Below are 24,210 nucleotides of genomic sequence, written 5' to 3'. Positions count from 1 at the left end.
CGCAATCAATAGGGTCCCCGCCGTGGTCGGGATCGTCGTCGTAGTGCTGCTCGCGGTGCTCGCGATCCCGATCAAGGCGCGGTGTGGTGCACCGGGCCTGTCGTGCGCTTCGGCGCTGGACCCCAACGGCTACGTTCACTATTACTACGAGGTTGAACCACTCGGTGTTTTCCTCGCCGAAATCTTCACGGGCACCAATATTCGAGTCTTCTATCAATCGGGCGAAGACCTCGAAAAGGCCCGATAGCCCCTTTGCCGAGAGGACCCCATGCGCATCAGCGTCGGCGCAGGCACCGCGTCAGGACTGGCCGTGACGATCTTGTTGACGCTCTCTACACCCGGCAACGACGTGGTGCCGGCCAACGCCCGGCAAAGCGTTTGCGACCCAAACACACTGTGCGCCAACGATTCACCGCCCGATGGCGGTGACCAGGCAACCGCCGAGCAAAAGATCATCGACGGCTATAAGGCCAAGCAGATCAGTTGCACGCCGAGCCTGCCGCCCAACCCGCAGTCGATCACCTGGGATCCGCCCGGCTTCGCGCCCTCCGTCGGAGGCACCGGAACCATCCGCGATGCCAACCCGCAACTGGGCGGGCAATATCGCGCCGACTACGTCAACGGCCGCTGGCACATCGAGTACCCGTACTGCTGAACGCGCTGTCGCCCGGCCGCAACGGGTTTCGTTACGCGTGGCAGATCTGCATCGCGTTGCCCGCGGACGAGACGGTGAGCGTCGGGCTGACCAACTCTTTTTCGATGCCGAACTTCGTCAGGTCAAGCACCATCTCGACGGGGCCGGCCGCGGTCCGGTCGGCGTAGGTGCCTTTGCCCGGACGGACGTCGGTGCCCGGTGTCTTTCGTACATTGCGGATCGCCATCTCGTTGCTGCCTTGTTGCGGGATCAGTAGAGCGAATGGTGTGCCGTTGTTGGCCAGGCTGTAGGTGAGTTGATCGCCGGGCGGCGGCGGGAGTGGCTGGGCGAAATGCACCATCAGCCCCAACACGTTGCCGCGGGGATGGGTGACGTCGACCCACGCGACGGTCACCGACGGCGCTGGGGTTGCTCCGGACTGCACCTGGCAAACAAGCCGGCTCGGCAGCATCGACCAGTCGTCCCGGGCAGGCTGCACCCAGTTGTAGAAGCCGACGATCACCACGGCCAGCAACACGGCGATGGGGAGGACCAGTCGCGGTCCCTCCGGGATGCGCGCCCACAGCCGCCGTAAGCCGTGGTCAGGGCCCGATGGGCCGGCATCGTCGGGACGGTGGTCTCCGTCGGGTGACGAGTTGGGCTCGATCTCGTCAACCACGCATTCCTCCTGTGACGGTGCCGAGCCGCTTGCCGACCGCGCGCTCGGCGAATCTTAGCCAGAATGCGCTGGTAGCGGGGAGATTGACGCGGTAGATTTCGCCCGATCGAGTGGGTGAGACAGCCCACAGCCGCCTGTTGCGGGGCCTTCTCGATTGGGGGCTTCACAGCAAGCTATCGCATACTTGACCTCATGCTTTCACCGACATCACCGCAAACGGCCGTGCCGGTAGCGGATGTTGCGCCGGGGAAGGGTCGAGGTATCTGATGGCAAGCGCTGGCGGTGCTCGTCACCGCCATCGGGCGGTTCGTCAGCCATCGCCTCTCCGCAAAGGATTGAGCCGCGGCTTCATGTCCGTGGTCTCGGTGGCGGCCGTGCTGATGACCGGCGCCGGATATTACGTGGCTCACGGAGCCCTGGGCGGCATCACCGTTTCGGAAGCCCTGAGCCCGGAGGATCCCCGATCCAGCGGATCCGAAATGAACATCCTGCTCATCGGCCTGGATTCGCGAAAGGACCAGGACGGCAACGACCTGCCCAACTCGATCCTCAAGCAGCTGCATGCGGGCGATTCCGACGACGGCGGCTACAACACCAACACGCTGATACTCGTGCATGTCGGCGCCGACGATAAGGTCGTCGCTTTCTCCATCCCCCGCGATGACTGGGTGGCATGGAACGGTGTTCCCGGATACAACCACATCAAGATCAAAGAGGCGTACGGGCTCACCAAACAGTACGTCGCGCAGAAGCTGGTCAACCAGGGCGTCGGCAGCCAGAAAGAACTCGAGACGAAGGGACGCGAGGCGGGCCGGGCGGCGACATTGCGCGCGGTGCGCACCCTCACCGGGGTACCGATCGACTACTTCGCCGAGATCAACCTGGCCGGCTTCTACGACCTGGCGCAAACGCTGGGCGGGGTGAACGTGTGCCTGAACCACGCCGTCTACGACTCGTATTCCGGCGCGGATTTCCCCGCCGGGCCGCAGCGCTTGAACGCCTCCGAGGCGCTGGCGTTCGTCCGGCAACGGCACGGCCTGGATAACGGGGACTTGGACCGCACCCACCGCCAGCAGGCATTCATCTCGTCGGTCATGCGGGAGCTGCAGGACACGGGTACCTTCACGAACCTGGACAAGCTCAAAAGCCTGATGGCGGTGGCGCGCAAGGATGTGGTGCTGTCCTCCGGTTGGGACGACGACCTGATCCGCCGGCTGGGCGGGTTGGCGGGCGGCTCCAGCACCGACCAGGTGGAGTTCCGGACGCTGCCCGTGGTGCGCTACGACAACATCGACGGCCAGGACGTCAACATCATCGACCCGGCGGCGATCAAGGCCGAGATCGCGACCGCGATCGGCGCCTCCCCGTCGACATCCGGCAGCACCACGGCCACCAAACCCAGCCCGAACACCGTTGTGGACGTGGTCAACTCCGGCAGCACGAGCGGGGTTGCCAGCGAGATATCCCGGTCACTGAAGAAGTACGGCTACACCGCGGGCCAGGTGCGCGACCGCAACTCCGGCGAACCGGCCGGCGCCTCGGTCCAGTACGGCGCCGGCGCCGAAACAGACGCGCACAATGTGGCCACACTGCTCGGCATGGACGCCCCGAAGCAGGCCAATCCCAGCCTGCAGCCCGGGCACATCCAGGTGACCGTCGACACCAACATCTCGATACCCACCCCGGACGACACCGCCCTGGACGACAGCTCGTCCAGCAGCGCTACGACGTCGACGAAGTCCAGCACCTATCCGGGCTACGGCTACGGCACCAGCGCCTATCCGACACCGGATCAGGGAAAGCCCATCGATGGCGGCGGAGTGCCCTGCGTCAACTAGTGGCCGGGCACGTCTCGCCTCAGGCGTGCGTGCCGCCGTCCATGCGAATTTCGGTGCCCGTGATCCAGGCTCCGTCATCGGACACCAGCATGGCGATGACGCCGGCGACCGCGTTGGGTTCGGCCATCCCCGCCCCGCTGGATTCCGTCGTGGCCGGCAGGATCGGCATCAGCCGGGGAAACAGGGACCAGTCCGCGTCTTTCGGGAGGTATCCGCCGGTGGCATCGGTGATGCCGGACTTGATGCTGCCCGGCGCGACGCACGCCGCGCGCAGGCCCTCCTTCGCATATTCCAGCGCCAGGGAATGGGTGAAGGCCTGAATGCCGCCCTTGCTCGCGGCGTAGGCCGCCATGTAGGGGTGCGCGAACGACGCCGACGTCGAGCTGAAGTTCACGATCGAGCTACGCGAATTCGCCAACAGCGCGGGCAGCGCTTCCCGGACCACCAGAAACGTCCCGGTCAGGTTGACCGCGATGATCTGATTCCACTGTTCGAGAGTGGTCTGATGCGTATGCCAGGCACGCAGAATGCCGGCCGCGTTGACCAGCGAGTCCAGACCGCCGAGTGTTTCGGCAGCCAGCGACACACCGTCGACGACCGAATCCTCGTTGGCGACATCCATGCGGATAGTCGTAAGCCGCTCAGCGCTTTTGGCCTCGTCGGCGTGCGCCCGGGTGGCGTCCAGGCCCTCGGTCGCGACGTCGGCGGCCACCACCGCGGCTCCCTCGTCAAGCAACCGCAGCGCGGTCGACTGACCGATGCCCGACGCGGCGCCCGTGACCAGGATCCGCTTGCCCTCGAGTCGCTTCATCTGCTGCTCCTGTTATGCCGCAACGCTTTTCAGTTGACCACTCCGCGCAGGCCGTCGGCGCCGAAGGCGGGTTCCAGCATCGCCGAAAAGTCCGGCCCGCGCCGCAACAGCACACCGCCGTCCACGTTGATGATCTGCCCGGTGACATAGCTGGAAGCATCGCTGAGCAGAAACATCGCCATGTTCGCAATGTCTTCGACCTCACCGGGCCGCGGCAGCGGCGTGATGGCGCGGTAGTCCGCGCTCAGCTCGGGCGAATCAAGAACGGGAGCGACCAGCTCCGTGCGGATCAGGCCGGGGCGGATGCTGTTGACCCTCACCCATGACGCGCCGAGTTCGTCAGCGGCCAACTGCATCAAGTGGTCCAGCGCCGACTTGCCGACGCCGTAGGCGCCGAACCAGCGGTGGGTATTGCTGGCCGCGATCGACGAGATGCCGACGAACGAGCCGCCGCCACCGCGCACCATCTCGCGCGCGGAGTGCTTGAGCACGTACATGGTTCCGTTGACGTTGAGGTCGATGGTCCGCCGCCACGCCTCCGAGTCGATCTGGGTGATCGGCCCGATGGTCTCCGATCCGCCGGCGCAATGGACCACCCCGTGCAGCCGGCCGTGCCAGGCCGTCACGGCCTCGACGGCGCGCGTCGCCTCTTCCTCGCTGGTGACGTCGGTGGGCTCGTAGCGAATCGAACCGCCGTTCGCCGCAACCTGTTCGATCTCTTTGACGGCCTCCGCCAGCCGGTCGGGATTGCGCCCGATGATCATCACCGAGGCCCCGGCCGCGACCAGCCCGGCGGCTACGCCCTTACCGATTCCGCTGCCACCGCCGGTGACCAAGTAGGTCCGGTCCTGGAAAGAAAGCTGCACGCGAGCTCCTCTGCAAACTGAAACACGTTCCAGATATAGAACCACGCGGGCTGCGGCGGGGGTAGCGCTGCCCCCGATCGCCGGTGCTAAGGCGTATCGCGGCGAGCAACCTTCGTCGGCTTCGCGGTGCGCCAGTCCTCGACGTGCGGCGGCTGGCCAACCGGCCACCGGTTTTCGTTGAACGCCGCCCAGTGCGCGTGTCCCAGCAGATGCACGTGGAACGCATGCCGCAGTGCCTCGGTGTAACCCATCGCGTCGGAGGCGGCGTTGACCGAATCCTTGATCAGCAGAGACGCCATCGTCGGCCGCTCGGCGATGCGTCGCGCGAATTCCAGCGTCTTTTCTGCTAATTCGTCGACCGGGAAAACTTTGGACACCATGCCCAGCCGGTGGGCTTCGTCGGCGTCCACCGAATCACCAGTCAAAAGAAGCTCTTTGGCCTTACGCGGCCCGAATTCCCAAGGGTGCGCATAGTATTCGACGCCCGGCATGCCCAGCCGGACCGCGACGACGTCACTGAACTTCGCGTTGTCGGCCGCGACGATCAGGTCGCACGCCCAGATCAGCATCAGCCCGGCCGAGATCGCGTTGCCTTGCACCTGGGCGATGGTGATCTTACGCAGATCGCGCCAGCGGCAAGTGTTTTCGAAGAAGTAGTGCCACTCCTGGTGATACAGCTTCTCCATGATCGGCTCAAGCGTCGCGCCGCGTGAGCGGAAACTTGGATGCTGGCCCGGCCCGGGCGCGCGCTCGGCCAGGGCCTGCTCGGAGCCCAGATCATGGCCGGCGGAGAAGTTCTTGCCGCGGGCCGCCAGGATCACTACACGAACGGTGTCGTCGGCCTCGGCGCGGCCGAACGCTTCGTCGAGCTGGACCAGCAGGGTGCGACTTTGCGCATTATGCGCCTCGGGGCGATTGAGCCAGATCCGGGCGATGCGACCCTCGTCGAGGGTTTCGTAGGCGACCTGCTCGGCCGCGTCGGCGTTGGTCGCCTCGCCGTTGGCTTGGTCAGAGACTGTCATTGCGCCTACCTCGCTTCTCGGGCTTGCCGCGTATCGCGTCGACAGTTTGCACATTACGGCCAGCGCCGAAAGTGTTACGCGCTGGGTTGGCTGTCAGCCCGCGGGAAGGGGCGTCGGAGTCCCTACTGCTGATCCAGCGCGGCGGCCAAGAGAGCCGCGGCGGATTTGATCAGTCCCAGGGAACGGGCGAGTTCCGCGTTCTCCTTTTTCAGTTGTCCGATCTCGTCGGCCGGTTCGGCAGCAACTACCGGACCACCGTTCTCGACCGCGCTCCTGCGTGTCCGCTCGTGGACCGTCTCGGTCACCGTGTTACCGAGCGGGTCGGTGACCGCCCGGATCGCCATCCGCTCCATGTCATGACGGCCGTGTACCGCGGCGACCCGGGTCTCCTCGAGGTGCGATGCTCCGTTGACCGCCACCGGCGTCGGCACCGCCCGCAATTGCTGCGGATAGGGCCGCGCCAGCTGCCTGGCCGCGACGTCCACTTCCGCCGCCTGCGGTTGATCCAGGAGCTCCTGCAGCTTGATTTCCTGCTCCTGTAACTCGGTTTCCAGCTGGCCCAGTTCGGACTCCCGCTCGGCGAGCTGGGCGTCCTGCTGTTCGAACTCGGCCTCTTGTTCGCGCAGCTCGCCCTCCCACCGGGCGAGCTCGGCTTGCCGCTGACGAATCTCGACTTCCCGCTGCGCGAGCTGGGCCTCCTGATGCGCGAGCTGAGCTTGGTGTTGGGCGATCTGGGCTTCCCGCTGGGCCACTTGAGCTTCCCGGTGCCGAATCTGGGCTACCTGCTGAGGAAGCGGAGTCGACCGGTGGGCGAGCTGGGCTTCCTGGTGCGAGAGCTGAGCTTGATGCTTGCGCGTCTCGGCTTCGTGCTTGCGCACTTCTAGTTCGCGCTCATGCAGGGCGGCCTCGCGCCGCGCAAGCTCGGCTTCCCGCTTCTTGAGCCCCCCGTCGCGATTGCGCAGCTCGGCGTTGCGGTGGCGCAGTTCGGCATCTTCCTCGATGTGTCGAATCAGCTCCTGTTCAACAAGATCGATGAAAAGATCGACTTCTTGCTCGCTATAACCACGCTTGCCAACTCGCGCCCTGGAGAACGCGACATTGTGAACATCGGCCGGAGTGAGAGCCATGTTCTTCTCCCGAAGTCTTAGACGTCAGCGGAGCCACAAAAAGTGCGGCGCTGCGGTTTAGGATAATGCCTTTGTTCCGGTGCCATCCTAGTTTGCCTTTGAACAGCTGACATCTGTCAGTAGACGGACAGGTGCGACCGTCCGCCGGCAGGCGCGACGGGGTCGGTCAACTCCGACTCTGACAAGTGTTGGCGCACTTGGGAGTGGGTGATTGGGGGCGCTGTTCACTTGCATGGCGAAGTTGGTCGACGGTCAATTCAGACCCGCCGCCGGGTCGTCGGCCGCGTGGCGGGCGATCCGTCACAAATGTTCGCCAAGAACCCCCGCAATCGGTGTTCGATTTCACCCCGAAGGCGATCTAGGGATTTCAATCGGCGGATTGCATGTTCGTATCTGCGCGCCCGCCGAGACGGCAATCGCGAATCGCTCCAGGCGGATATTTGGAACGTGTTAACAAAGCCTCATATTTGCGTGAACGCCCGGCGGCCCAGGGGTTTCCACTAGGCATTTCAGGCAGAGCCCGGGGCGCCCAGGCCCGGGTCGGCGGGCCTCGTCGGCCGGCCTCGCGAGATGGCTGCGACCGAACGATCCGCTTCGCCTAGAGTTAAGTCATGCCTACGAAATCTGATCCTGGCGAAATCGGCGATGTCGAGCCGGTAGCCGACAGCACCGCAAGCCAGGCCAGGCGGGTTGTCGCTGCGTACGCCAACGACGCCGACGAATGCCGCGTTTTCCTATCCATGCTCGGTATTGGACCAGCGAAACTCGACGCGTAAATGGCTCCAAGGGCAGGCCAGGGCGCGAAGGCCCCGTCCTTCGGGGATTCCGACTTCGTCGTAGTCGCCAACCGTCTGCCGGTCGATCTCGAACGGCTCCCCGACGGCACCACTACCTGGAAACGCAGCCCGGGCGGATTGGTCACCGCCTTAGAGCCATTACTGCGCAGCCGCAGCGGCGCGTGGGTGGGCTGGCCGGGCGTCACCGACGATGTGGTCGATGTGGGCGACGAACCGATCGAACAGGACGAACTGCAACTTCACCCGGTACGCCTGTCCGCCGACGACGTCGCCGAGTATTACGAGGGATTCTCCAACGCCACCCTGTGGCCGCTCTACCACGACGTCATCGTCAAGCCGATCTACCACCGCGAGTGGTGGGACCGCTATGTCGACGTCAACCGCCGCTTCGCTGAAGCAGCGTCGCGGGCCGCCGGCCGCGGTGGCACGGTGTGGGTCCAGGACTACCAACTTCAACTCGTCCCAAAGATGTTGCGCTCGCTGCGCCCCGACCTGACGATCGGGTTCTTTCTGCACATCCCCTTCCCGCCGGTCGAGCTGTTCATGCAGTTGCCGTGGCGCACCGAGATCATCGAGGGCCTGCTCGGCGCCGACCTGGTGGGATTCCACCTGACCGGTGGCGCCCAAAATTTCCTGATCCTGTCCCGACGCCTGATCGGCGCCAACACGTCCCGGGGAACGGTCGGCGTGCGCTCGCGCTTCGGCGAGGTCGAGCTGGCGGATCGCGCGGTCCGGGTGGGCGCGTTTCCCATCTCCATCGACTCCGGTGCGCTCGATAAGGCGGCCCGCGACCGCAACGTCAGGCGCCGCGCCCGCGAGATCCGGAGCGAATTGGGCAATCCGCGCAAAATCATGCTCGGCGTCGACCGGCTCGATTACACCAAGGGCATCGATGTCCGGCTCAAGGCATTTTCCGAGTTGCTCGCCGAGGACCGCATCAAGCGCGACGACACCGTGTTGATTCAACTGGCGACCCCGAGCCGCGAGCGGGTGGAGAGTTACCAGCTCCTGCGCAACGACATCGAGCGCGAGGTCGGCCACATCAACGGCGAATACGCCGAGGTCGGTCATCCGGTGGTGCACTACATACATCGCCCGGTCCCCCGCGACGAGCTCATCGCGTTCTTCGTGGCCGCCGACGTCATGCTTGTCACGCCGCTGCGCGATGGCATGAACCTGGTCGCCAAGGAGTACGTCGCCTGCCGCAACGATCTCGGCGGCGCGCTTGTTTTATCCGAATTCACCGGCGCAGCAGTGGAATTACGGCAGGCCTATCTCGTCAACCCGCATGACCTCGAAGGGGTCAAGGACGTGATTTACGCGGCACTCAATCAGTCGGAAGAGGAGGGTCGGCGCCGGATGCGTTCGCTGCGGCGTCAGGTGCTCGCCCACGATGTGGACCGCTGGGCCCGGTCGTTTCTCGATGCCCTTGCCGAGGCGAGTCCCGCCGGGACCAAGTAGCAGCGGCGAACCCATGGTGTTGCCGCCCAAACGCTGTGATACTCGTTGCAGCGTGAAGGGAGTTTCGACGTGAAGATCCGTCGCATGCTGGCCGCCGGCGCCGGCGTTAGCTGCGCAGTTGCAATCGGGATCGCGCTCGAATCGGGGAACCCGGCGCGCGCGGTCGGACCACCCGCGGATGGCAACTACACCTTCAACCAGGCAGGCGTGTCAGGGGTGACGTGGACGGTCACGGCGCTGTGCGATCAGGTCAACGGAAGCCGTTACTACAAGGACTATTCCAACCCGGACATTCAGGCCGATTTCTGCTCTCTGAACATAGTCAGCACCACCGACGAACAGATCAGCCGTCAGGACAAGCTGGGGAACTACAGTGGCCGGGCCCGGCTGGTGGGCCAACGGTGGACCTTCAAGGTGGACGTGGCCGATGGTGTTTCCTGCCCGGGCGGCGGGACCGGGACATCCACTGAAACCTATGCGTTCGACAACGACACTCTCACCGGTACGCACACGAGTTTGCACGGCGCCGTCTGTGGCCTACAGCCGTCGATGAGCAAGCAGCCGTTCTCGCTGGCGCTGAACGGGCCTCCGCCCAGCCCCATCCAGCGTTATCCGTTGCAGTGCAACGACATTGCGATCTGCTACTGAGGACTAGATCGGCGTGATGTAAGCGATCAGCCATTTCTCGCCGATCCTCTTGAAGTCGACCCGCAGCCGGCTGCCGTCATAGAGCGGCTGCCGTGACTTGTCGGTCACGGTGCGGTTCAGATAGACCATCACCGACGCGGAATCCCGCTTGGCGGACATCACCCCGACGCCGACGACGTTGGCCTGGACAACCACCTCGCGCTTCTTCGCCTCCGGGATGATCTGCGTATTGGCGCTTTTCTGAAACTCCTGCCGGTAGTCAGGAGTCAGCAGCGGATACGCCTCGGCGAGGCTACGCTCGACGGTCTGATAGTCGTAGGCGAAGACCTCGGGTATTTCCCTGGCGGCCAGCTCGGGCAGCACGGCCCGCGCCGCCTGCTCCCCGCGGGTCTGCACCCGGTCCCAATAGAACCACCCGGCCGCTGCGGACAACCCGACAATGCCGGCGACCAACAAGTAACCCACGCCCGCGAGCAGCCAGCGCCGCCACCGCATCAGTTGCCCCCGTTGGGATACTTCAGGTCGTATCCGGTCATTCGTCCCTGCTCGTCCTCGTGCACGATGACCCGAAGCCGGTACGGCATGGACGGCTTGTGGACCCCGTCGATGTCGGCGACGGTGACACGCACCGACACCAACACTGAGGCGTTGTCGGTGACTGGATCTTTGGCCTCGAGAGCGGCGCCATTGATCACCGCTTCCGACGTCGCGTTGGTAGAGCGGAACAGGGCCTTGAGGTTCTCGACGGCGTTGTTGGCGCCGAGCATTCCCCGCAGCGGGCCACTGGTGCTGTTGTAGAACCGATTCACGCTCTCGTCGATGTTGTCCTGCTTGTAGCTGAACATGTTGACCACCATCTGCGTGGCGGTGTCGACGAAGCGTTGATCGCGAGCCTGTTGGGCCTCGGCGTGCCGTTGCTGGACAATGAGAAAGGTCAAACAACCGGCCAGCGCGCCAATTGCCAAGAGCGCGGCGGCAATTGAGATCCATCGAACCAGGGCTCGGTGCGGCTGCCGCCGCGGCGGCGGCTTGACCCGCTTGAGCGCCTTGACCGGCTTTGCCGGCCGCTTCGGCTCGGCCGGGACGTCGATCTGGACCTCGGCGATCGGGGTTGATTCGGCCTGCGCCGGGCCCGCCGCGCGCGAAGCCCGCCGACGAACCCGTTGTGTCTCAGAAGCCACTACATCGGCCTCGGATCAAGCATGAGGTCCACCCAATTCTCGGCGCTGGAGACGCCGCTCGCGCCGGCCGCGAAGATACCAGTGCCGCCTGCGGGGTCCTTGAAGGCGCCGGTGTTCTGGTCGTAGGTGGCATAAGACGGACCGCTGGCCTGCGGCTGCAGACCGGCCGCGGCGGGGCCGGGCGGAGGGCCCCACGGCTTTTCGGGACCCGGCCCTGCCGGCGGCGGATTGATCCCCTGCGGCGGTCCTGGCGGCGGCAACCACTTCGGAAACGGGAGCTGGGGCGGGGCCGGCGGGACTCCCGGCGGCATCCACGACGGGTTGCCCGGCGGCGGCCCGCTGTCGTTGGGTGGCGGCGGATCGAACGCCGGCTGGCGCGGCACCGGCCCGGGGCCGGGAGCCACACCGGGCGGGGGCGGCCCCGCAATGGGGACGCCCGGATCGGGATCAGCACCCGGCGGTATATAGGGAAACTTGTTGGGCGGCAACGTGTTTAGCCCATTAGTCTCCGGCGTGTTGTACGGGACCGGCGGGCCGCGCCACGGGTTGCGGCCGACCGGTACGTAACCCTTCGGGTCACGACACTGCTGAATCGTCGGCGCCCGTTTGCCGGGGAACTCCTGGCACGGATAGTTGCGCGCCCCGCGCACGGTACTGGGATCGTTCTGAGCGACCTTGCAGTACATGTCTCTTGGAAGTTCCCGCACCGTCTCGTCGGCGGGCGTACGCATCAACGGCGGCGGCAAGAAACCGACGGCGCACGGCGGCGGGTCGTTGAGATCGAGCTTGAAGTCCAGCTTGGCGCCCTCGTCTTGCGGCGTACCGCCGGCGGCCGTAGTGATCGCGGCGAACAACGCCGGCAGCACGACCAGCAGCTGCTCGATCGACTTGTGGTAGATGACACCGACCCGGCCCAGGTTGGCCAGGCTGGCAGCCAGGGCGGGGAAAGAGGGCCGGATACCGGAGAAGGCCGTGCTGGCCTCGTCGGCCGCACCCGGGGCGGTTTCCAGGGTCGACCGAAGCTGCGGGTCGGCCTGACGCACCTCGGAGGTGAACCGCGCCAACCCATCTGACAGCGACTTGATGTCGGCACCGGCGCGAATTTGCGCTTGCAGGAAGGGACCTGCCTGGTCGATCAACTGCGATATCTGTGGGTAGTTGGCGTTGGCCTCGTCCACCAGCAGCCGCGCGGACTCGATCAGCCTGGCCAGCTCGGGGCCCGACCCGTTGGCAGCGGTGAACGTCTCGTGCAGGAGCTCTTTCAACCGGGTGTCGCCGAGGCTGTTGACCAATGTCTCGGCCCGCTTCAGCAGATCGGCGACGTCTTGGCCGATCCGAGTGTTGGCCCGATCGATCCGAGATCCGTTGTGCAGCTTGGTCGACGCCGGATTCCCGGGCGGCACCAGGTCGATGTATTGCTCACCGATCGCCGACACGCTCTTGACGGTCGCGGTGACGTTCGACGGAATGGGGGTCCCGCTGTTCAACCGCATTTCAGCGATGACGCCATTGGGACTGAGCCCCACCGACTCCACCCGGCCGACTGCGACGCCGCGGTAGGTGACGTTGCCGTTCTTGTACAAGCCGCCGCCCGCCACGAAATCGGCGCTCACGCCATACGTCCCGATCCCGAACGTCGCAGGCAGCCGCAGGTAGAAAATCGCCATAATCGTCAGCGTGACGGCGGTGATCACCGCGAATATGCCGAGCTGAATCTTGGTCAGTCTGTCGATCATCTGCGCCGCCCCTACTGTCCCGATGCCGTGCCGGGCGGAATCTTGAACGGGTCGGCCGCCTGTCCGGACAGGTTGGCCATTTCGCCGACCAAGAAGTCAGGCGCGTTGAGCACTTCATTCATGTGCATCATGTTCGGGTCAAGTGCGTACGACGTGGTGAAGAACGTCTCACCGAGCCGGCGCAGGGTCAGGTCGAAGGTGGTGAACACGTTTAGGTAATCGCCACGCACGGCTTGCTTGATACCGAAATTCGGGAAGGGGAACGTCAACAAGAGCTGCAGCGAGGTGACGAAATTCTTTCGATTGTCGTTAAGCGCCTTTAGGGCCGAATAAATGCCTTTGAGGTCCTCAGCGAAGTCCACCTTGGTTTTTGAGAGCACGTTCGAAGTCACCGTCGCCAGCCTTTTCAGTGCCGCGAACGCATCGACGATATGGTCCCGGTTCTTGTTGAGCACGCGAATCGCTTCAGGCAGTGTGTCCAGTGCCCGGCCCAGATTGTCTTTGTCCTGCGCCAGGGTCGCCGAGAATCGGTTCAAGCCGTCGATCGCATCGATGATGTCGTTAACCTGTCGGTTGAGTCCCCCGGTCAGCTCGGCCAATCTGGGCACCAAGTCGACGAACTGGCTCTGCCGGCCCGCGAAAGCCTGGTAGGCCTCATCGGTGATCTCGCCCAACGCACCGAGATTGCCCTTGTTCACCACGACCCCGAGGGCTGAAAACACTTCCTCGGTGGTGGGGAAGCGGCCGGTGTTGGACTCGGCGATCTTCGACCCGTTGACCAGCTTGCCGGTCGGTGGCTTGTCCTTCGGCGCAGCCAAATCGATGTGCAGCGACCCCAGCAGCGACGTCTGGGCAACCGTCGCGGTCGCGTTGGCCGGCAGCACGACGTTCTTGTCCAGCGCCAATTTCACTGCGGCATAGAAGGATCCGTCGCTGCGCTGCTCGGCCGAGATGCCGGCGACGCTACCGACGGTGACATCGTCGACCATAACCGGAGAGTTCTGCGGCAACGTCGCCACGTCGGGCATTTCCACGGTGATCGAGTAGGCGCCACTGCCGTGACCCGCGGTGCCGGGCATCGACAGCGAGTTCAGGCCGCCGAACTGACAACCGGCTAGCAGCGCGCTGCCCGCCGCTAATGCGCTGCCGCGCAACCAGATTCGGCTCATCCGCCACCGCCGGGTGTGGTACCTGTCTGGGCCGGCGCGGGGCCGGGCAAGGGCCCGTATGCGGAGCCCGGAGCCTGCCCGAGGCCGGCGCTCGGGCCGGCAGGCGGCGGACCAGGAGGTGGTCCCGTCTGCGGGGCGCTCGGGACGAGCAGAGCCTGCAGATCCGCGGGGTTCTGGCTGGGAGCCGGCGTTTGTCCGCCGTTGGCGGGTATCCAGGTCAGCTGTGGTTCCGGCGTGGCCGCTTTGGCCTGGGTGGCTGGGGTGTCGTAGATGATCTGGCCCTTGTATGCCGTGATCGTGTTGAGCGGGTGGAACATAAGCGGCGGAAAGTTCACCGCCAGCCGGCGCAGCACCGGTCCCAGGCGCTCGCGGCAGAGCTCGGCGCGCCGGTAGTAGTCCGGCGCTCTTGGCCCGGCCGCGGTTTCGAAGGATCCTCCGCAGATGAATTGCACCGGGTTAGCGAATTCGGGTATCGACAGCAGCCCGTTCAACGTGCCCTGCGCCGGGTCGTAGATGTTGTAGAAGTTGGCGATACCGGGACCGGCCACGTGTAGCACCTGCTCGATGTTGTCGCTCTGGTCGTTCAACGTCTGGGCAAAGTCGTTGAGCTGGTTGACCGTATCGACAAGCGTCGAGTTGTTTTCATGCAGGAATCCCCGGATATCCGAGAGCGCCTTGTTGAGGGTGCCCAGCGTGTTGTCGAGGTGGCGCGAGCTGTCGGCCAGGACCTGCGACACCGACGCGACGCTTCCGGCGAACTGCACGATCTGCTCATTGCTCGCCGACAGGGCGTTGACCAGAACCTGCAGATTCTTGACCGTGCCGAAAATGTCGCTGCGCGAATCCCCAAGCCGCCCAGCGACTTGCGAAAGCTCCTGCAGGGCGTTGTGGAACGACTCGCCCTTACCGTCAAACGTGTCCGCGGCCTGGTTGATCGCCGCGCCCAACGGCCCGTGCATCGATCCCGCCGTCGGACCCAGCTGTACGGCCAGTTGGGTCAGCGCCTCCTTCACCTCGTCCCACTCCACCGGGACCGCGGTGCGGGCCAGATCGATGCTGCCGCCGTCGGGCAGCGTCGCCCCGCCGGTATATGCCGGGGTGAGCTGAACGAACCGCGCCGCCACCAGGTTTGGCGACATGATGACGGCCTTGGCGTCTTTCGGGATCTTTACGTCGTCGGACACCGACATGGTGATCTTGACGTCGGAAGGCCGTGGCTCGATCGTATCGATCTTTCCGACGGGTACTCCGAGAATCCGGACCTGATCTCCGGGATAGAGACCGACAGCAGAGGTGAAGTAGCCGACGATCTTTCGGCCACCACCGTTGGACGAGTACAGCGTGTACACACCACCGATCAGCACCGCGACCAGCGCGATGATGGTGATGTTGCGGAGCCCCCGGCTGCCGTTAGCCCGTTTGATCATGGCGACTTCGGCCTAATGATCCAGCGTTCCTGAATGAGGCCACGCAGGTAGTCGGCGAGGCTGGCCGGCAGCTTGCCGGGCTGATAGAAGAAGTCGAACATCGCAGCGAGCAGCGGCGCCGGGATCACGCCATAGACGTTGACGTTGAATCCGGGTCCGGACCCAACCACCTCGCCCAGCTCTGTCGCGTAGGTGGGCAGCCGTTTGAGGGCCTCGGTGATGTAGTCGCGGCGCTCGTTGAGGTTGCTCAGTACGTCGTTGAGCTTGCTCAGCGCCGGGCCGAATTCCTTGCGGTTGTCGGCGACGAAGCCCGAAATCTGTGCTGAGACTTCACTGATGCCCGAGATCAATTGCTGCAGCGAGGAGCGCCGCTCGTCGAGCGCGGCGAACAACTGGTTACCGTCGTCGACCAACTTGTTGACCTGATCGGCGCGCTGGGACAACACCCCAGTCACCGACTTGGCATGGGCCAGCAGGCTTTGCAGCGCTTCGTCACGACGGTTCAGGGTGCGTGACAACGTCGTCACCCCGTCCAGCGCGCCCCGAAGCTCGGGGGTCGCGTCGTGCAGCGTGTCGGTGAGAACGTTCAACGCTTGTTCGAACTGTGGCTTGTTCAGGTTGTTTGCGTTTTGCCCCAGATCCTCGAGCGCGCCGGCCAGCGTGTACGGCGTGGTCGTCCGGTTCAGCGGAATGGAAGTCGCTTTACCGCCGCCCGCCGGAGTCACCGCAATGGAACGCTCACCGAGGATGGTGTCGGTGCGGATCGAGGCCAACGACTGGTCACCGACCGCGACGTGCCGGTCCACCGAAAAAGTCACCTTGGCGCTGTCGCCGGCCAGACCGACGGATTGCACTTTGCCCACCTTGAAGCCCGACACGTAAACAGCGTTGCCGGGCGAGATTCCGCCTGCGTCGGTGAAGTAGGCGTCGTACACCTTGCCCTGGGGGTAGAACGGCAAGCCTGAATAGCCGAAGGCGATCAACACCACGCAGATGACCAGCACCACGCCGAAGACGCCGGTGCGTAGCGGGTCCCGTTCGCGCTTTGGATTATTTGACAAAAGCGCACCTCCCTTGGCTGGGATCCACCTGGCCACCGAGGGGCAACAGGATGTCGCCACCAGCCGGTCCGTTGATCTTGATCGTCACGGAGCAGAAGTAGATGTTGAAGAACGATCCGTAGGCACCCAGCGCGGCCAGACGCAGATAGTCTTCGCCGAGTTGCTCGACGTCGTTGTTCACCTCGGCCTTGCGGTTGTCCAGCTCGGTGGCCAGCGGCCGGGTGTTTTCCAGGATGCCCTGCAGCGGCCGGCGCGAAGTCTGCAGCAGCTCAGTGAGATCCGTTGTCGTCGACGCCAGCGGCGGGATCGCGCCCGCGATCGAGTCTTTGTTCTTGGCCAGCCCGGTGATCAACTGCTGCAACTGGTCGACGCTGGCCGAGAACTGCGCGCTCTTCTGGTCGATGGTTCCCAACACCGTATTGAGGTTGGTGATCGTGTCACCGATGAGCTGGTCGCGCTGACCGAGCGCGGTCGAGAATGCGCTGGTGTCGGCCAGCACGTTCGACAATGCGCCGCCTTGCCCCTGCAACAACTCGATGAGGGCGCTGCTCAGCGTGTTGACTTTGTCGGCGTCCAAACCCTTGAGCACCGGCCGTAGTCCACCCAGCAGCGCGTCCAGATCCAGTGCCGGCTGCGTGTGTTGGGCGTTGATCGTCGCGCCGGGCGCCAGCTTCCGCAGCTCCCCCGGACCCGACGTGATTTCCAGGAACCGGTCACCGACCAGGTTTTCGTACCGAATCACCGCACGTGTCGACGAGTACAGGGTGTAGCGGCGGTCGACGACGAACTCCACGTCGACGCTGTTGTCCGGGTTGAGCTTGATGCCCTGCACCGAACCGACCGGCACTCCGGAAATGCGAACCTTTTGTCCCGCTTTCAACCGAGACGCGTCGATAAAGGTTGCGTGGTAGGTACTTTCGGGACCAAACCGGAAGTCACCGAAGACCACCACCAGGCCCGCGGCCACCAACAGCATCGCCAGCGCGAAGAGGCTGACCTTGATCACCATCGACCGGTGCGACGGCATGACCTTTTCCGCCATCAGAAGTCGTCGCGTTCCGCGAAGGAGCCGTGGAACAAGAACTGCAACGTCGACGGTGCGTCGAACTGCAATTCGGTGAACGGCTCATACGGGATATTGGCGTTATCGGTGACCAGGAAGGGCGCGCGATAGAACGACCCGCCGGTCTGCTTGGTCGGAATGTCCGGCAAGCCACGGCAATTCGGGCCTCCGGAGGCGTTGACCTGCGGGAGCGACTCCGGATACGTGTAGGCCGGCGCGCCCAAGACAAAACTCGACGAGGTGAACAGCCCCGCTTTGCGGACACCGATCAACGGGGCGAATTCCTTGATACCTCGCCCGATACCGGCGAAGAGGCAACCGAATTCCGGTGAGTAATCGGCGGCGACCTTCAGTGGCGCCCGTAGCCTGTTGATGGCATCGATGAGGTTCTGCTCGGCTGGCTCCAACGTCTCATAAGCGTTGTTGGACAAGCCGATCGTGGCCAGCAGCGTGTCGTTGAGATTCTTCTGCTGATCGACGACGGTCTTGCTGATGGTCGGCAAGTTGTCGAAAACCCTGTTCAGGTCGGGGGCCGCATCGGCATAGATGTTGGTGACGACAGCGGTCTTGCGAAAGTCCTCCTGCAGTGCACCCAGCTTCGGGTTCGCCTGCAGCGTCAGGGTATTCAGTCCCGACAGCAATGCACCGAAGTCGTCGCCGTGACCGCGCAGACCTTCCGCAAGTGCGCTCAGCGTCCCGTTCAATTCGACCGGGTCGATCTTGTGCAGCAAGTCGACGAGCGACTGGAACAAGGTGTTGACTTCGAGCTGCACCATCGAAGCGCTCACGTGCGCATCCGGACGCAGCGACGTCGGCGAAGGCGATTGGGGCGGAATGAATTCCACCGATTTGGACCCGAAGATGGTGTTGCCCGCGATGTGCACCGTCGCGTTGGAGGGGATGTAGTGCAAGTCGTCGCTGTTGATGGCCAACGTCAGCCGGGCCTGGTCACCGGCGTAGTCGATGTCGGTGACCTTGCCGATCTGAATGCCGCGGAACTTGACCTTGGCGCCGTTGTCCATCACCAGCCCGGCCCGCGGCGACGTGACCGTGACGGTGTCGACCGAAGCGAACGCGGCCGTGTAGGAGAGGTACGTCAAGACGGCTGACGCCACCAAGAAACTGGCCAGCAGCGCCGCTGCCAGCCGGACAGTTGTACGTCGCGCTTCGCCCTCTGCCATATTTTTAAGCGGTCCCCTTAACCCGAGAGGTTGAAGTTACCGGACGCGCCGTACACCGCCAGCGAGATGCACAAAGTAATGACGACAACGACGATCAGCGAGGTCCGCACGGCTTGGCCGACTGCGATTCCCACGCCCACCGGACCACCGGTTGCGTTGTAGCCGTAGTAGGTATGGACGAGCATGACTGCGATCGACATCACGATGGCCTGCAGGAATGACCACAGCAGGTCCGACGGGATGAGGAAGGTATTGAAGTAGTGGTCATAGAGGCCCGATGACTGCCCGTTGATGAACACCGTCGTGAAGCGGGCGGCAAAGAAGGCTGCGAGCACCGACAGCGAGTACAGCGGGATGATCGCGACCAGGCCGGCGATCAGCCGGGTCGACACGAGGTAGGACACCGAGTGCACCGCCATGCATTCCACGGCATCGATTTCCTCGGACACCCGCATCGCACCCAATTGGGCGGTCGCGCCCGCGCCGATGGTCGCCGCCAACGCGATACCGGCGATCACCGGCGCGACAACGCGGACGTTGAGGAAGGCCGACAGGAAGCCGGTCAGCGCCTCGATGCCGATGTTGCCCAGCGACGAATAGCCCTGAACGGCAATGACGCCGCCGGAGGCCAGCGTCAGGAACGCAGCGACGCCGACCGTGCCGCCGATCATGATCAGGGCGCCGGCGCCCAGCGTCATCTCGGCGATAAGCCGGATGGTCTCTTTGCGGTAGCGGGTCAGCGCGTTGGGGACATAACGCACCGTCTGGCCGTAGAACAGCGCTTGCTCGCCGAAATCGTCAATCGGCCCTTGCAGTTTCGATATGGCGTTGCGGAAACGGTAAGTGAGGTCGTAACTCATCGGCCGCTCACTTCGCCGAAATCCGCACGCCGATCGCCGTCATCACGACATTGATGACGAACAGACAAATAAAGGCATAGACGACGGTTTCGTTGACGGCATTGCCGACGCCCTTCGGCCCACCCTTGACGGTCAGGCCGCGGTAACACCCGACCAGGCCGGCCATCACGCCGAACAGCAGCGCTTTGACTTCCGCGAGCACCAGCTCACGTAGTCCGGTCAATACGGTCAACCCGTTGATGAACGCGCCCGGGTTGACGCCCTGCAGAAAAACCGAAAAGACGTAGCCACCCGACAACCCGATGGCGCATACCAAACCGTTGAGCAGCAGCGCGACAACCGTGGATGCCAGCACGCGCGGCACCACCAGCCGATGGATCGGGTCGATGCCGAGCACGCGCATCGCGTCGATTTCTTCGCGGATGGTGCGCGCACCCAGGTCGGCGCAGATCGCGGTGGCGCCGGCACCGGCCACCACGAGCACCGTCACCACCGGGCCGAGCTGAGTGATGGTGCCGAATGCTGTTCCGGCGCCGGATAAATCGGCCGCGCCGATTTCCCGCAACAAGATGTTGAGCGTGAATGCGACCAAGACCGTGAACGGGATGGACACCAACAATGTTGGGACCAAAGAGACGCGCGCGATCATCCACGTCTGATCCAGGAACTCGCGGAATTGAAACGGCCGTCGCAAAGAGGCGCGGCCCGTGTCGATCATCATTTCGAAAAATCCGCCGACAGCGCGGGCCGGGACCGCAAGTTGTTCGATCAACGCGGCACCCCCCCTTTGCTGCTCACGGCGAAGTCTGTGCGTCGCCTTTGTTCCGTCCTCGGTCGCACTCGGCTCGCTGTGAGCCGGCTCATATTAACTCAGAAGAAGTACACGGTGTCAATGAACGGTATTTCTTGTCTAAACCGTTAATTTGTCCAGGTCAACGCCATTGCCGTATTACCAATCTGACACACGTTCTACTAGCTCATTCCCCCCGGAAAGTAACTATTTGCCGCTATTGTTCCATCAAACCAACCGCGGAAAAACCCACCTCCGGGTCGCGGCCAGCAAAGTAGTCCTGCAACGCGCTGCTGAGTTGTGCGGGCTCCCACGCGGGGCCGTCCGCGTCGAACTTGTGCTCGGCGACGGGCGCCGAAACCAGCGTCACCCGGGGCCCGTAGACGATGAATACCTGTCCGTTGACCCGTTCGGCGGCGGGGGACGACAGAAACTGGACCAGGCTCACCACATGCTCGGGCGAGAGCGGGTCGACGTCGTCTTCGGGTGCCGCACCGAACACGTCGGCCGTCATCGCGGTGCGGGCCCGCGGGCAGATCGCGTTGGCACACACGCCGTAGCGGCCCAGTGCCCGGGCGGCGGTCGAGGTGAGCGCGATGATGCCCGCTTTCGCCGCGCCGTAGTTGGCCTGGCCCACGGGCCCCACCAGGCCGGCCTCCGACGACGTGTTGACGATCCGGCCGAAGATCGGCCCTCCGGCGTCCTTGGCCTTACTGCGCCAGTAGGTGGCGGCATTGCGGGTGAGCAGGAAATGCCCGCGCAGATGCACGGCGATGACCTGGTCCCAGTCCTCATCGGACATGTTGAACAACATCCGGTCGCGGGTGATCCCGGCGTTGTTCACCACGATGCTGAGTCCGCCCAGTCCGTCCGCGCAGGCAACCAGTTCGTCGGCCGTCGCGCGCTCGCTAATGTCGCCGGACACCGCGACGGCCTTGGAGCCCAGCGTGGCGATCTCGTCGATGACGTCAGAGGCGTCCAGTGCGGCGGCGATGTCGTTGACGACGACGGTGGCGCCGAGGCGGGCCAGGCCGAGCGCTTCGGCGCGTCCCAGCCCCGCAGCCGCGCCGGTTACCACCGCGACCTTTCCGGAAAGATCGGTCGCGTTCGTGCTGCTAGTCAATTTATGAATACCTCTAGTTTCGGGTCACTCGCCGCTAGCCCTCGCGCAGTAGCGCCGCGCGCGGGCACTCCGCGATGGCCTGATCGGCCAATTCTTCTTGGTCGGACGGTATCGGATCGGTTTTCACGACGGCATAGTCCTCATCGTCCAGGTCGAAGATGTCCGGCGCGATTCCCAAGCACACGGCGTTCCCTTCACACCGGTCACGATCCACGATCACCCGCACGGCACCCTCCTTGAAGCTGGCCTATATCCGTTGATGAGGTAGCTACACCATAGGACCCCGGTACGTCTGAGGAAACGGTCGCTGGATTCCCAGACTAGAACGTGTTACAACCGGGAAGACGAATCGGGTAGCCGTTGGTCGAGTTACAGCGTGTCACGTTAACCAAAGGACAGCCGGAATGCGCATCAGTTACACCCCTGAACAAGAGGAACTGCGTCGCGAGCTGCGGTCGTACTTCACCACACTGATGACGCCTGAGCGCGCCGAAGCGCTGCACTCCACACAGGGCGAAGTCGGGACCGGCAGCGCTTATCGCGACACCGTTGCGCAGATGGGTAAGGACGGGTGGCTCACCCTGAACTGGCCCAAGGAGTACGGCGGCCAGGACCGCTCCCCGATGGACTCGCTGATCTTCACCGACGAGGCGGCGATTGCGGGCGTACCGGTGCCATTCCTGACGATCAACAGCGTGGCACCGACCATCATGGCCTTCGGCACCGACGAGCAGAAGAAGTTCTTCCTGCCCAAGATCGCGGCCGGCGAGCTGCACTTCTCCATCGGCTACTCCGAGCCGGGCGCCGGCACCGACCTGGCCAACCTGCGCACCACCGCGGTGCACGATGGCGACGACTACGTGATCAACGGCCAGAAGATGTGGACCAGCCTGATCGCCTACGCCGACTGGGTCTGGCTGGCGGTGCGCACGAACCCCGAAGCAAAGAAACACCGCGGCATCTCCATGCTGGTCGTGCCGACCACCGCCGAGGGGTTCTCGTGGACCCCGGTGCACACCATGGCCGGCGTAGACACCAGCGCGACCTATTACTCCGACGTGCGCGTCCCGGTGACGAACCTGGTCGGTGAGGAGAACGGCGGCTGGAAACTGGTGACCAACCAGCTCAACCACGAGCGGGTCGCCCTGGTGTCAGCGCAACCGATCTTTCTGGCCCTCCGCGAGGTCCGCGAATGGGCGCAACACACCAAGGACGCCAGCGGGGCCCGGCTCATCGATTCGGAGTGGGTGCAGATCAACCTGGCCCGGGTGCACGCCAAGGTCGAGGTGCTCAAGCTCATCAACTGGGAACTGGCGTCGGCCGAAGACCACACCCTGGGGCCGGCGGACGCGTCGGCGGCCAAGGTCTATGGGACCGAGCTGGCCACCGAGGCCTACCGGCTGCTGATGGAGGTGCTGGGTACCGCGGCGACGGTGCGGCAGGATTCGCCGGGCGCGTTGCTGCGTGGCCGGGTCGAGCGGATGCACCGGGCGTGCCTGATCCTGACCTTCGGCGGCGGCACCAACGAAGTGCAGCGCGACATCATCGGCATGGTCGCGCTCGGACTGCCCCGAAGCCGCTAAGCAACAAAGGACATACATTCATGGACTTCACGACAACCGAAGCCGCAGTTGACCTCGGCGGCCTGGTCGACACCATCGTCGACTCGGTGTGCACGCCGGAGCATCAGCGGGAACTGGATGCGCTCGAGCAACGCTTCGACCGCAAGCTGTGGGGCAAGCTGGTCGGCGCCGATATCCTGACCAGCGCGTCGGCCTCGGTGCTGGGCGGTGACAATTTCGGCGCGCTCGAGCAGGTGGCCATTTTGGTCGCGCTGGGTCGCCAGCTGGCCGCCGTGCCGTACCTGGAATCGGTGATGCTGGGTGCCGGTGCACTGGCGCGGTTCGGCTCCGAGGAACTGCAGCAGGCCTGGGGTGTACCCGCGGTGAAGGGCGACAAGATCCTGGCCGTCGCGCTCGACGGCGAGATGGGCGAGGGGCCGGTGCGGGCGACCCGGGATGGTGAGGGATACCGGCTGACCGGCACCCGCACCCAGGTTGGCTTCGGCCCGGTGGCCGACGCATTCCTGGTGCCCGCCGAAACAGATTCCGGCACAGCCGTTTTCCTCGTCGCCACCGACGACCCCGGTGTCACGGTGACCCCGCTGCAAACAACCGGCTTGAGAAGCGTCGCACAGCTGGCTCTGGACGGCACCCAGCTGGACGCTGGTCGGCAGGTCGGCGGAGGCGACGTCGTCGCGTGGCTGGGCACGCTGTCGACCCTGGGCCGCAGCGCGTATCAGCTCGGGGTGCTGGACCGTGGATTGCAAATGACCGCCGAATATGCCCGTGAGCGTGAGCAATTCGATCGTCCGATCGGCAGCTTCCAGGCGGTTGCACAGCGGCTGGCGGATGGCTACATCGACGTCAAGGGTTTGCGGCTGACGCTCACCCAGGCGGCGTGGCGCGTCTCTGAGGACATCCCCGCCGAGATCGACGTGGCCAGTGCGGCGTTCTGGGCCGCCGATGCCGGCCACCGGGTCGCGCACACCATCGTGCATGTGCACGGCGGGGTCGGCGTCGACACAGATCACCCGGTGCATCGCTACTTCCTGGCCGCCAAGGAAACCGAGTTCGCACTCGGCGGCGCCACCGGACAGCTGCGCCGGATCGGCCGCGAGCTGGCGGACACCCCAGCCTGACGGCCCGACGACGATGCGGTTCGTATGGGCGACCG

General features: G+C 64.5%; 25 protein-coding genes. 8 read left to right on the top strand and 17 right to left on the bottom strand.

All coding sequences use genetic code 11. The features are described 5' to 3' along the window. The first annotated feature begins 4 nt into the window (after positions 1-4). On the top strand, positions 5-247 hold the full coding sequence (locus MNAB215_RS11800; protein ID WP_077081944.1) for a hypothetical protein: 243 nt from the start codon (positions 5-7) through the stop codon (positions 245-247). Positions 248-268: 21 nt separating this feature from the next. Then, positions 269-655, top strand: a complete 387-nt coding sequence (locus MNAB215_RS11795; RefSeq protein ID WP_245830267.1) for an integrase — start codon at positions 269-271, stop codon at positions 653-655. Positions 656-686: 31 nt separating this feature from the next. On the opposite strand, the gene MNAB215_RS11790 is transcribed toward MNAB215_RS11795, so the two are convergent. Further along, complete coding sequence (locus MNAB215_RS11790; RefSeq protein ID WP_077079026.1) at positions 687-1,313, bottom strand: hypothetical protein; 627 nt, start codon at positions 1,311-1,313, stop codon at positions 687-689. 266 nt (positions 1,314-1,579) lie between these two features. On the opposite strand from MNAB215_RS11790, the gene MNAB215_RS11785 reads away from it, so the two are divergent. Further along, positions 1,580-3,151 carry an LCP family protein gene (locus MNAB215_RS11785; protein WP_077079025.1) on the top strand — a complete coding sequence of 524 codons (1,572 nt, stop codon included), beginning with the start codon at positions 1,580-1,582 and terminating at the stop codon, positions 3,149-3,151. A gap of 19 nt (positions 3,152-3,170) precedes the next feature. Here MNAB215_RS11785 and MNAB215_RS11780 read toward each other — a convergent pair whose 3' ends face one another. The 4 genes from MNAB215_RS11780 to MNAB215_RS11765 form a co-directional block, all read right to left on the bottom strand. Further along, the gene (locus tag MNAB215_RS11780; protein WP_077079024.1) at positions 3,171-3,962 is read right to left on the bottom strand and encodes an SDR family NAD(P)-dependent oxidoreductase; all 792 of its coding nucleotides are present in this window, start codon (positions 3,960-3,962) and stop codon (positions 3,171-3,173) included. A 29-nt stretch (positions 3,963-3,991) separates the two neighbouring features. Next, entirely contained in the window at positions 3,992-4,828 is an 837-nt protein-coding gene (locus tag MNAB215_RS11775; protein WP_077079023.1) for an SDR family oxidoreductase, read from the bottom strand. A gap of 86 nt (positions 4,829-4,914) precedes the next feature. Next, complete coding sequence (locus MNAB215_RS11770; RefSeq protein ID WP_077079022.1) at positions 4,915-5,850, bottom strand: enoyl-CoA hydratase; 936 nt, start codon at positions 5,848-5,850, stop codon at positions 4,915-4,917. A gap of 122 nt (positions 5,851-5,972) precedes the next feature. Further along, on the bottom strand, positions 5,973-6,977 hold the full coding sequence (locus MNAB215_RS11765; RefSeq protein ID WP_077079021.1) for a DivIVA domain-containing protein: 1,005 nt from the start codon (positions 6,975-6,977) through the stop codon (positions 5,973-5,975). 611 nt (positions 6,978-7,588) lie between these two features. On the opposite strand from MNAB215_RS11765, the gene MNAB215_RS11760 reads away from it, so the two are divergent. The 3 genes from MNAB215_RS11760 to MNAB215_RS11750 all read left to right on the top strand — a co-directional run bounded on the left by MNAB215_RS11760 (position 7,589) and on the right by MNAB215_RS11750 (position 9,883). Continuing rightward, entirely contained in the window at positions 7,589-7,753 is a 165-nt protein-coding gene (locus MNAB215_RS11760) for a hypothetical protein (RefSeq protein WP_008263763.1), read from the top strand. Beyond that, complete coding sequence (locus tag MNAB215_RS11755) at positions 7,754-9,235, top strand: alpha,alpha-trehalose-phosphate synthase (UDP-forming) (RefSeq protein WP_077079020.1); 1,482 nt, start codon at positions 7,754-7,756, stop codon at positions 9,233-9,235. It begins immediately after the preceding gene. A 69-nt stretch (positions 9,236-9,304) separates the two neighbouring features. Next, positions 9,305-9,883 carry a hypothetical protein gene (locus tag MNAB215_RS11750; protein ID WP_077079019.1) on the top strand — a complete coding sequence of 193 codons (579 nt, stop codon included), beginning with the start codon at positions 9,305-9,307 and terminating at the stop codon, positions 9,881-9,883. A 3-nt stretch (positions 9,884-9,886) separates the two neighbouring features. Here the strand turns inward: MNAB215_RS11750 and MNAB215_RS11745 are convergent, their stop codons facing one another. The 12 genes from MNAB215_RS11745 to MNAB215_RS11690 form a co-directional block, all read right to left on the bottom strand. After that, a complete protein-coding gene (locus tag MNAB215_RS11745; RefSeq protein ID WP_077079018.1) occupies positions 9,887-10,378 on the bottom strand; it encodes a mammalian cell entry protein in 492 nt (163 codons plus the stop codon). Next, positions 10,378-11,064: a mammalian cell entry protein gene (locus MNAB215_RS11740; protein ID WP_077079017.1), complete on the bottom strand. Its 687-nt coding sequence runs from the start codon at positions 11,062-11,064 to the stop codon at positions 10,378-10,380. The genes MNAB215_RS11745 and MNAB215_RS11740 overlap by 1 nt, the downstream gene beginning before the upstream one ends. Beyond that, positions 11,064-12,800: a virulence factor Mce family protein gene (locus tag MNAB215_RS11735; protein ID WP_077079016.1), complete on the bottom strand. Its 1,737-nt coding sequence runs from the start codon at positions 12,798-12,800 to the stop codon at positions 11,064-11,066. The genes MNAB215_RS11740 and MNAB215_RS11735 overlap by 1 nt, the downstream gene beginning before the upstream one ends. Positions 12,801-12,811: 11 nt before the next feature. Further along, complete coding sequence (locus MNAB215_RS11730; RefSeq protein ID WP_077079015.1) at positions 12,812-13,969, bottom strand: virulence factor Mce family protein; 1,158 nt, start codon at positions 13,967-13,969, stop codon at positions 12,812-12,814. Further along, positions 13,966-15,396, bottom strand: coding sequence for a virulence factor Mce family protein (locus MNAB215_RS11725; RefSeq protein ID WP_077079014.1), 1,431 nt, complete (start codon positions 15,394-15,396; stop codon positions 13,966-13,968). The genes MNAB215_RS11730 and MNAB215_RS11725 overlap by 4 nt, the downstream gene beginning before the upstream one ends. Continuing rightward, a complete protein-coding gene (locus MNAB215_RS11720) occupies positions 15,393-16,457 on the bottom strand; it encodes a virulence factor Mce family protein (protein WP_077081942.1) in 1,065 nt (354 codons plus the stop codon). Before MNAB215_RS11720 ends, MNAB215_RS11725 begins: the two co-directional genes overlap by 4 nt. Continuing rightward, a complete protein-coding gene (locus tag MNAB215_RS11715) occupies positions 16,447-17,499 on the bottom strand; it encodes an MCE family protein (protein WP_077079013.1) in 1,053 nt (350 codons plus the stop codon). The genes MNAB215_RS11720 and MNAB215_RS11715 overlap by 11 nt, the downstream gene beginning before the upstream one ends. Next, the gene (locus MNAB215_RS11710) at positions 17,499-18,701 is read right to left on the bottom strand and encodes an MCE family protein (RefSeq protein ID WP_077079012.1); all 1,203 of its coding nucleotides are present in this window, start codon (positions 18,699-18,701) and stop codon (positions 17,499-17,501) included. The genes MNAB215_RS11715 and MNAB215_RS11710 overlap by 1 nt, the downstream gene beginning before the upstream one ends. Before the next feature lie 17 nt (positions 18,702-18,718). Beyond that, positions 18,719-19,561, bottom strand: coding sequence for an MlaE family ABC transporter permease (locus MNAB215_RS11705; protein WP_077079011.1), 843 nt, complete (start codon positions 19,559-19,561; stop codon positions 18,719-18,721). A gap of 7 nt (positions 19,562-19,568) precedes the next feature. Beyond that, positions 19,569-20,333, bottom strand: a complete 765-nt coding sequence (locus tag MNAB215_RS11700; RefSeq protein ID WP_077079010.1) for an MlaE family ABC transporter permease — start codon at positions 20,331-20,333, stop codon at positions 19,569-19,571. Between the two features lie 235 nt (positions 20,334-20,568). Beyond that, on the bottom strand, positions 20,569-21,474 hold the full coding sequence (locus MNAB215_RS11695; protein ID WP_077079009.1) for a 3-oxoacyl-ACP reductase: 906 nt from the start codon (positions 21,472-21,474) through the stop codon (positions 20,569-20,571). A gap of 34 nt (positions 21,475-21,508) precedes the next feature. Further along, positions 21,509-21,700 carry a ferredoxin gene (locus tag MNAB215_RS11690; protein ID WP_077079008.1) on the bottom strand — a complete coding sequence of 64 codons (192 nt, stop codon included), beginning with the start codon at positions 21,698-21,700 and terminating at the stop codon, positions 21,509-21,511. Between the two features lie 178 nt (positions 21,701-21,878). Here MNAB215_RS11690 and MNAB215_RS11685 point away from each other — a divergent pair, with 178 nt between their 5' ends. Both MNAB215_RS11685 and MNAB215_RS11680 read left to right on the top strand, forming a co-directional pair. Continuing rightward, positions 21,879-23,057 carry an acyl-CoA dehydrogenase gene (locus MNAB215_RS11685; protein ID WP_077079007.1) on the top strand — a complete coding sequence of 393 codons (1,179 nt, stop codon included), beginning with the start codon at positions 21,879-21,881 and terminating at the stop codon, positions 23,055-23,057. 20 nt (positions 23,058-23,077) lie between these two features. Beyond that, positions 23,078-24,175 carry an acyl-CoA dehydrogenase family protein gene (locus MNAB215_RS11680; protein ID WP_077079006.1) on the top strand — a complete coding sequence of 366 codons (1,098 nt, stop codon included), beginning with the start codon at positions 23,078-23,080 and terminating at the stop codon, positions 24,173-24,175. The last annotated feature ends 35 nt before the right edge of the window (positions 24,176-24,210 follow it).

Origin of the sequence: Mycobacterium numidiamassiliense, from assembly GCF_900157365.1 — a bacterium.
GTDB lineage: Bacteria > Actinomycetota > Actinomycetes > Mycobacteriales > Mycobacteriaceae > Mycobacterium > Mycobacterium numidiamassiliense.
The sequence above is the reverse complement of the archived record's forward strand: the minus strand, read 5'-3'. Positions and strand labels throughout refer to the sequence as shown.

Excerpts from the sequence above, each read along its gene's own strand:
- MNAB215_RS11795 (WP_245830267.1), top strand. The coding sequence starts at position 269 with ATGCGCATCAGCGTCGGCGCAGGCACCGCGTCAGGACTGGCCGTGACG.
- MNAB215_RS11785 (WP_077079025.1), top strand. The coding sequence starts at position 1,580 with ATGGCAAGCGCTGGCGGTGCTCGTCACCGCCATCGGGCGGTTCGTCAG.
- MNAB215_RS11780 (WP_077079024.1), bottom strand. The coding sequence starts at position 3,962 with ATGAAGCGACTCGAGGGCAAGCGGATCCTGGTCACGGGCGCCGCGTCG.
- MNAB215_RS11770 (WP_077079022.1), bottom strand. The coding sequence starts at position 5,850 with ATGACAGTCTCTGACCAAGCCAACGGCGAGGCGACCAACGCCGACGCG.
- MNAB215_RS11765 (WP_077079021.1), bottom strand. The coding sequence starts at position 6,977 with ATGGCTCTCACTCCGGCCGATGTTCACAATGTCGCGTTCTCCAGGGCG.
- MNAB215_RS11760 (WP_008263763.1), top strand. The coding sequence starts at position 7,589 with ATGCCTACGAAATCTGATCCTGGCGAAATCGGCGATGTCGAGCCGGTA.
- MNAB215_RS11755 (WP_077079020.1), top strand. The coding sequence starts at position 7,754 with ATGGCTCCAAGGGCAGGCCAGGGCGCGAAGGCCCCGTCCTTCGGGGAT.
- MNAB215_RS11745 (WP_077079018.1), bottom strand. The coding sequence starts at position 10,378 with ATGCGGTGGCGGCGCTGGCTGCTCGCGGGCGTGGGTTACTTGTTGGTC.
- MNAB215_RS11735 (WP_077079016.1), bottom strand. The coding sequence starts at position 12,800 with ATGATCGACAGACTGACCAAGATTCAGCTCGGCATATTCGCGGTGATC.
- MNAB215_RS11730 (WP_077079015.1), bottom strand. The coding sequence starts at position 13,969 with ATGAGCCGAATCTGGTTGCGCGGCAGCGCATTAGCGGCGGGCAGCGCG.
- MNAB215_RS11725 (WP_077079014.1), bottom strand. The coding sequence starts at position 15,396 with ATGATCAAACGGGCTAACGGCAGCCGGGGGCTCCGCAACATCACCATC.
- MNAB215_RS11715 (WP_077079013.1), bottom strand. The coding sequence starts at position 17,499 with ATGGCGGAAAAGGTCATGCCGTCGCACCGGTCGATGGTGATCAAGGTC.
- MNAB215_RS11710 (WP_077079012.1), bottom strand. The coding sequence starts at position 18,701 with ATGGCAGAGGGCGAAGCGCGACGTACAACTGTCCGGCTGGCAGCGGCG.
- MNAB215_RS11705 (WP_077079011.1), bottom strand. The coding sequence starts at position 19,561 with ATGAGTTACGACCTCACTTACCGTTTCCGCAACGCCATATCGAAACTG.
- MNAB215_RS11685 (WP_077079007.1), top strand. The coding sequence starts at position 21,879 with ATGCGCATCAGTTACACCCCTGAACAAGAGGAACTGCGTCGCGAGCTG.
- MNAB215_RS11680 (WP_077079006.1), top strand. The coding sequence starts at position 23,078 with ATGGACTTCACGACAACCGAAGCCGCAGTTGACCTCGGCGGCCTGGTC.